The following is a 6,691-nucleotide window of genomic DNA, read 5'->3' as shown; positions in this document are numbered from 1 at the left end:
GCGGCGGTGGCTTCCGCAGCCCCTACGGCTCAGGCCCCCGCGGTGGCGGCGGCGGCGGTGGCCGCGGCGGCTACGGCGGCTGATCTGGCACCCGGCTTCGCGCCGGATTGACCTAGAAATGAAACGGGGCTTCGGCCCCGTTTTTCATGGGCGCAGCGCGGCCCGGGAACATTTCGCTGCCCATCCAAGAGACGGCCCGTCACCTACCGCTGCCGTCCTGCTTCTCCGACAGAGCCGCAACCGCGGCCGCATAGATTGGCGCCCACACGGATCGATCCCCGATCCCCAGCCTGCCTCACCCACAGGCGCCACTCATGTCCCTGACCCCTTTCACTTCCCCGCGGCACCCGCGCTGGGCCTGGCTTTTGGCGGCTGGCCTGCTGCTGCTGCCGGCTGCCTGGAACGGTCTACCGCTGATGTACCCGGACACACCCACCTACCTTCGCGGGGCGGAGGCGGGCCTGGTCCGACTGCTGGGGCCGGGCCGCTTGCCTACCTGGCTGGATGAGGCGCCGGCCGCATCGGCGGTACCAGGACCGACGACAGCGTCCGCAGGCCCGCAGGGCGGGGAGGGCGCGGCGCTGCCGCCAAAGTCGCCAGGGCGGGCGGCTGGTCTGAGTGCGCCGCAGGAGGGCGTGGTGCTGGCAGGCCGCTCGATCTACTACGGCGCACTGCTGGAGGCGTCCCAGCTGGCCGGGAGCCTCTGGTGGGCATTGGCCCTCCAAGCGCTATGCCTGGCCTGGCTGATGCACCTGCTGCTGGTGACGCGCTGGGGCCTGCCGACGCCTGCCTTTCTGGCCATCGCCGGCTTGCTCGCCCTGGCCACCCCGGCCGGCCTGTTCACCGGCTTGCTGATGCCAGACATCTTCGCGGGTCTGGCGATCCTCGCGTCGGCCCTGCTCATGGCAGAGGGCAAGGCCCTGCGGACAGGCCAGCGAATCGGCGTGGCGCTGCTACTCCTGTATGCCCTCTGCGCGCACGCCAGCCACCTCGCGACGGCCGCACTGCTGCTGGCGTTGGGAACTGGATGGGCCATCTGGAACGCCTGGACGACCCGGGCCGCGCGGTCGTCCTGGGCGGCCCCGCCGGCGTGGCGCGCCAGGGGCACACGGGGCCCCTGGGCGGGAGGGCTGGCCTGGGTGGCAGCCTGCGTGGTGGGCGCGCTGCTGGCCGAGGCCGCGTTCTCGCGCGTCGTCACCCAGGCCTTAGGCGCGCCGCCGCTGCGCCTGCCGCACCTCACCGCGCGGCTGGTCGACCAAGGCCCTGGCACCGCCTACCTCAACCAGGTATGCCCGGAGTTGGCCCCCGATGAGCGCTGGGCCGCCTGCAATTATCGAGACCGCTTTCCGCTGCCCTGGACCGATTTTCTTTTCGAGCCCGACCCGGCGCGGGGTGTCTTCGCGCCGGCAGATGCAGCCACCAAGCGCCGGCTGTCGCAGGAGCAAATCGGCCTGGCTTGGCGGGTGCTTCGGCATGACCCGGCGGGCGTGCTGGGTGACATGGCGGCGGATACCGCCAGGCAACTCACCGAGTTCCGCATCGACATCTGGGGCCTGGGCCCGCGCGAACTGGCGATGTATGAAGGCCGGGTGCCATCGGCGCTGATGGCCGCCCTGCGCGACAGCCGGGGCGCAAGGGCGCCGCAGTGGCAGGACCGCTTCTCGGCACTGGCCCTGGCGAGCACCGGCGCAGGCGCGCTTTTGCTCCTCGGGTACCTGGTTTGGCATGGTCGGCGAGGGGCGGAGGCCCGCGAGGTGGCGACCTGCCTGGTGACGCTGGTGCTGGCCGGGCTGGTCATGAACGCGGCGGTCTGCGCCGCGCTGGCTGCGCCACTGGACCGCTTTCAGGCCCGGGTGGTCTGGCTGCTGCCCCTGCTGGGCGCAGGCCTTTGTGCACGCGCAGCCCTGCTCCGCGCAGCGGCCGCACCCCCCCGAATGCCCGGCTGGCCCGCACACGCGGCCCAGGTCAGAACCCGCAAACCCCAAGGAGCACAGCCATGAACCGCGACAACCTCGCAACCGGACCGGCAGCCATCCGGCGCGCCCACTGGCGAGACTACCTGCGTATGGCGCGCCTGGACCACATGACCAAGCATGTGTTCATCCTGCCCGGGCTGGTCCTGGCCTGGATGCTGCGCGAGCCCTCGCTGGAGGGCGCACCCTGGCGCATCGCGCTGGGCATGGCCAGCGCGGTGGCAGTGGCCTCGGCCAACTACATCCTCAACGAATGGCTCGACCGTGCCTTCGACGCCTTCCACCCCGACAAGTCGAGCCGGCCGGCGGTCACTGCCCCCTTGTGGCCTCCGGCGGTCTGGACCCTCTACGCCGGGTGCTCATTGGCGGGGCTGGCAATGGCGGGGGAGGTGGGCCCCCTGTTCTTCGCCACCAGCTTGCTGTTCTGGGTGTCTGGCGTCGTCTACAACGTGCAGCCCTTGCGGGCCAAGAACCTGCCCTTTCTCGACGTGCTGTGCGAGTCCTTCAACAACCCGCTGCGGCTGATGCTCGGCTGGGCGATGCTGGAGGAGTTCACCCTGGCGCCCGCGTCGCTGCTGCTGGCGTACTGGATGGGCGGGGCCTTTCTGATGGGGGCCAAGCGGCTGTCCGAGTACCGCGAGATCGCCGCTGGCCCGGGCGTGGCGGTGCTGCACCGCTACCGGGCGAGCTTTCGCGGCTACACCGAGGAGCGCCTGCTGATCTCTTGCTTCGTCTACGCGCTGATGTCCACCTTGCTGCTGGGCGTCTTCTTGGTGAAGTACCGGATCGAGTACCTGATGGCCTGCCCGCTGGTGATCGCCCTGTTCGCGCATTACCTGGCCCTGTCGCTGCGCAGCGGATCGGTGGCGCAAAAACCGGAGAAGTTGTTCCGCGAGAAGCGGCTGATGATGATCAGCGGCCTGACCATCCTGGCGCTGGTCGGCCTGAGCTTCGTGCAGTTACCGCGCCTGCAGACGCTGGCCGAGCCCCATTTCATCCAGTTGGAGCTGCGGCGATGAGCAGCACGGACAGACGGGGCAAGCGGCCGGCGGACACCTTCGACTGGGGTGCGATCAGCCTGGTGGTGTTCGACGTCGATGGCACGCTTTACGACGCCCCCCGGCTGCGCCTGCGTATGGCGGCCTGGCTGCTGGCCGACGCCGTTCGCTGCCGCAGCCTTGAGGCGCTGCGCACGCTGGCGACCTTCCGTCGCATGCGTGAGGCGCTGGCGGAAGCCGGCGCACGGGCCAGCGCCGAGCCCCCGGCGGTGTCACCGATGCACGCCGTCGGCGAGGTGGGGACACCGATGGCGGCGATGGACTGCGCGGGGGTGGATTTCCTACGCTTGCAGTACCGCTTGCCAGCGCAGCACCTCGGCTGCCGGCCAGCCGAAGTGCAGGCTCGGGTGGAAGACTGGATGGAGCGCCGCCCGCTGCGCTGGCTGGCGGCCTGCAGGCGGCCCGGCATCGCGGCGCTGTTCGACGCCCTGCGCCGCCAGGGCAAGCAGGTGGCGGTGCTGTCGGATTACCCGGCGCGGGACAAGCTGGCCGCCCTGGGCCTGCACGCTGACCCGGTGGTCTGGGCCGGCGACGCGGGGATCGGCCGGCTCAAGCCTGATCCGCGTGGCTTGCGCCAGATCCTGGCGCGCACCGGCGTGGCCGCCGACCGAACGGTGGTGGTGGGCGACCGCGCCGACCGGGATGGCGCGGTGGCGGCGCGGGTCGGCGCGCGGGCACTGCTGCTGGGAAGGCCGAAGGCGGGGCGGGCAACGGCACCGGACGATGCGCTGTGGATCCGGGGCTTTGACGACCCGGTGTTCGCGCCGCTGCTGCAAGCAGGGCCGGCGGATGGGACGGGCGGACTCCTCATGGCAAATCGGGGGAGTGGGGCCAGTGCGGCAATTGGGGTCAGTGGGCCGCACAGGCCCGGCGGCGCCCGCCAGAGCGCGGGCTGAGGGCGACGACGAGATGCGACTGCCCCGGGTGCTGCGCTACGCGTTGACGGGTGGCCTGGCGGCGGTGGTGGATATCGGCGGCTTCGCGTTGCTGGCCCTGGCGCTGCCCGGGGTGCTGCTGCCGGCGATGTTGAGCTTTCTGCTGGCCGCAGCGGTGAACTACCGGGCCAGCGCAGGCTGGGTGTTCGGCCATGACTGGCGCGATGGCAGACGCGCTGCGCGCTTCCTGGTCGCAGCCGGAGGGGGCTTGGCGGTCAATGCCGGCGCCACCGCGCTGCTGGCCGCCCTGGTGCAGACGCCGCCGCTGGCAGCCAAGGTGGCGGGCGTGGGCCTGGCCTTCGGCGTCAACTTCCTGTTGCAGGCGTATTGGGCCTTCGGGCAGCCCGCATCACGGACAGCCCGGGCTGCCCGGGTGAATTCGCCCACCCCCACGCCGAGCCCGGCGCGGAGGCGGCCGCAACACATCAGGCGGGCAGGGAGGCCAGCGCCGCGTTGAAGGTGGCACTGGGGCGCATGACGGCACTCACCTTGGCGCGGTCGGGGAAGTAATAGCCCCCGATATCGGCCGGCTTGCCTTGCGCCGCATTGAGCTCACCGACGATCTTGGCTTCGTCGCGGGCCAGCGACTCGGCCAGGGGCTTAAAGCGCTGGGCGAGCTCGGCATCTTCGGTCTGCGCGGCCAGGGCCTGGGCCCAGTACAGGGTCAGGTAAAACTGGCTGCCGCGGTTGTCGAGCTGGCCCGTCTTGGGCGAGGGGCCCTTGTTGTTGTCCAGGAGCTTGCCGGTGGCGGCATCGAGCGCGGTCGCGACGAGCTTGGCCTTGGCATTGCCGGTCTTGATGCCCTCGTCCTCCAGGCTCACGGCAAGGGCGAGAAATTCACCCAGGGAGTCCCAGCGCAGGTGGTTTTCCTCGACCAGCTGCTGCACATGCTTGGGCGCAGAGCCGCCAGCGCCGGTTTCGTACATACCGCCGCCCGCCATCAGGGGAACGATGGACAGCATCTTGGCGCTGGTGCCCAGCTCCATGATGGGGAACAGGTCGGTGAGGTAATCGCGCAGGATGTTGCCGGTGACGCTGATGGTGTCCAGGCCGCGGATCACGCGCTCCAGGGTGTAACGCATGGCGCGCACCTGGCTCATGATGTGCAGGTCCAGGCCGGTGGTGTCGTGCTCCTTGAGGTAGGTGTTGACCTTCTTGATCAACTCGGCCTCGTGCGGGCGGTAGGAGTCGAGCCAGAAAACGGCGGTCATGCCGGAGTTGCGGGCGCGGGTGACAGCCAGCTTGACCCAGTCGCGGATCGCGGCGTCCTTGACCTGGCACATGCGCCAGATGTCGCCTTTCTCGACGTTCTGCGACAGCAGCACCTCGCCAGTCGCCAGGTCGGTGATGTTGGCGACGCCGTCCTCGGGGGCCTCGAAGGTCTTGTCGTGCGAGCCGTACTCCTCGGCCTGCTGGGCCATCAGGCCGACGTTGGGCACGGTACCCATGGTCTTGGGGTCGAAGGCGCCGTGCCACTTGCAGAAGTTGATGATCTCTTGATAGATGCGGGCGAAGGTCGACTCGGGGATGGCCGCCTTGACTTCCTTCAAGCGGCCGTCGGCGCCGTACATCTTGCCGCCCTGGCGAATCATGGCCGGCATGGAGGCGTCGACGATCACGTCGTTGGGCGAATGGAAGTTGGTGATGCCCTTGGCCGAATCGACCATGGCCAGCTCGGGACGATGCTCCTGGCAGGCGTGCAGGTCGCGACGAATCTCTTCTTGCTTGGAGGCAGGCAAGGTGGCGATCTTGTCGTACAGGTTGGCCATGCCGTTGTTGACGTTCACGCCCAGCTCGTCGAACAGCTTGCCGTGCTTCTCGAAGGCCTCCTTGTAGAAGGTGCGCACGCAGTGACCAAAGACGATGGGGTGCGAGACCTTCATCATGGTGGCCTTGACGTGCAGCGAGAACATCAGGCCGCACTTGTGCGCGTCCTCGATCTGCTTCTCGTAAAAGTCGAGCAGCGCCTTCTTCGACATGTACATCGAGTCGATGACCTCGCCCGCCAGCAGGTGGACCTTGGGCTTGAGCACGATGAACTTACCCGACTTGGTGATCAGCTCCATCTTGACGTCGCGGGGCTTGTCCACCGTCATGGACTTTTCACCGTGATAGAAGTCGCCGTCGAACATGTGCGAGACATGGGTGCGCGAAGCGGGGCTCCACTCGGCCATGCTGTGCGGGTTCTTGCGGGCAAATTCCTTCACGGCGCGCGGCGCGCGGCGGTCGGAGTTGCCTTCACGCAGGACAGGGTTGACCGCCGAGCCGAGCACCTTGCCATAGCGCAGGCGGATGGCCTTGTCTGCGTCGCTGGAGGGGTTCTCGGGGTACTCAGGGACCATGAAGCCCTTGGCGCGCAGCTCCCGAATGGCGGCGATCAGCTGGTTCTGTGACGCGCTGATGTTGGGCAACTTGATGATGTTGGCGTCGGGCTCCAGGGTCTTTTTGCCCAGCTCGGCCAAGGTGTCGGGCGCCTTCTGGGCGTCGGTGAGAAATTCCGGGAATTCACCCAGGATGCGGGCTGCGACAGAGATGTCACTTTCGACGACATCAATACCGGCGGCACCCGCGAAAGCGCGAACGATGGGCAGGAACGAGTGAGTCGCCAGGTAGGGCGCCTCGTCGGTCAGGGTGTAGATGATTTTGGAGCTGGCGGTAGCCACGATGTGTCTCTTTCCTTGGAATGGGTGAACCGAAGAACTGAACTTGAGGCCTCTATTTTGAT

The 6,691-nt window shown here is 68.5% G+C and carries 5 protein-coding genes; 4 read left to right on the top strand and 1 reads right to left on the bottom strand.

Translation table 11 applies throughout. The features are described from left to right. The first annotated feature begins 314 nt into the window (after positions 1-314). Genes QE494_RS02320 through QE494_RS02305 form a run of 4 tightly spaced genes read left to right on the top strand, consistent with a single transcriptional unit; the run spans position 315 to position 4,423 of the window. Complete coding sequence (locus QE494_RS02320) at positions 315-2,000, top strand: hypothetical protein (protein ID WP_300041127.1); 1,686 nt, start codon at positions 315-317, stop codon at positions 1,998-2,000. Next, the gene (locus QE494_RS02315; RefSeq protein WP_300041125.1) at positions 1,997-2,992 is read left to right on the top strand and encodes a UbiA family prenyltransferase; all 996 of its coding nucleotides are present in this window, start codon (positions 1,997-1,999) and stop codon (positions 2,990-2,992) included. The genes QE494_RS02320 and QE494_RS02315 overlap by 4 nt, the downstream gene beginning before the upstream one ends. Continuing rightward, complete coding sequence (locus tag QE494_RS02310) at positions 2,989-3,927, top strand: HAD family hydrolase (protein WP_300041123.1); 939 nt, start codon at positions 2,989-2,991, stop codon at positions 3,925-3,927. Before QE494_RS02315 ends, QE494_RS02310 begins: the two co-directional genes overlap by 4 nt. Positions 3,928-3,940: 13 nt before the next feature. Then, positions 3,941-4,423, top strand: coding sequence for a GtrA family protein (locus QE494_RS02305; RefSeq protein WP_300041121.1), 483 nt, complete (start codon positions 3,941-3,943; stop codon positions 4,421-4,423). Here QE494_RS02305 and QE494_RS02300 read toward each other — a convergent pair. Next, positions 4,392-6,629 (bottom strand): NADP-dependent isocitrate dehydrogenase, encoded by a 2,238-nt coding sequence (locus QE494_RS02300; RefSeq protein WP_300041119.1) that lies wholly within the window; start codon positions 6,627-6,629, stop codon positions 4,392-4,394. The two genes, QE494_RS02305 and QE494_RS02300, sit on opposite strands and share 32 nt — an antisense overlap. Positions 6,630-6,691: the final 62 nt, after the last annotated feature.

Origin of the sequence: Ramlibacter sp. (assembly GCF_029866045.1) — a bacterium.
Taxonomy (GTDB): Bacteria; Pseudomonadota; Gammaproteobacteria; order Burkholderiales; family Burkholderiaceae_C; genus Ramlibacter.
This window is presented reverse-complemented; position numbering and strand designations above follow the sequence as displayed.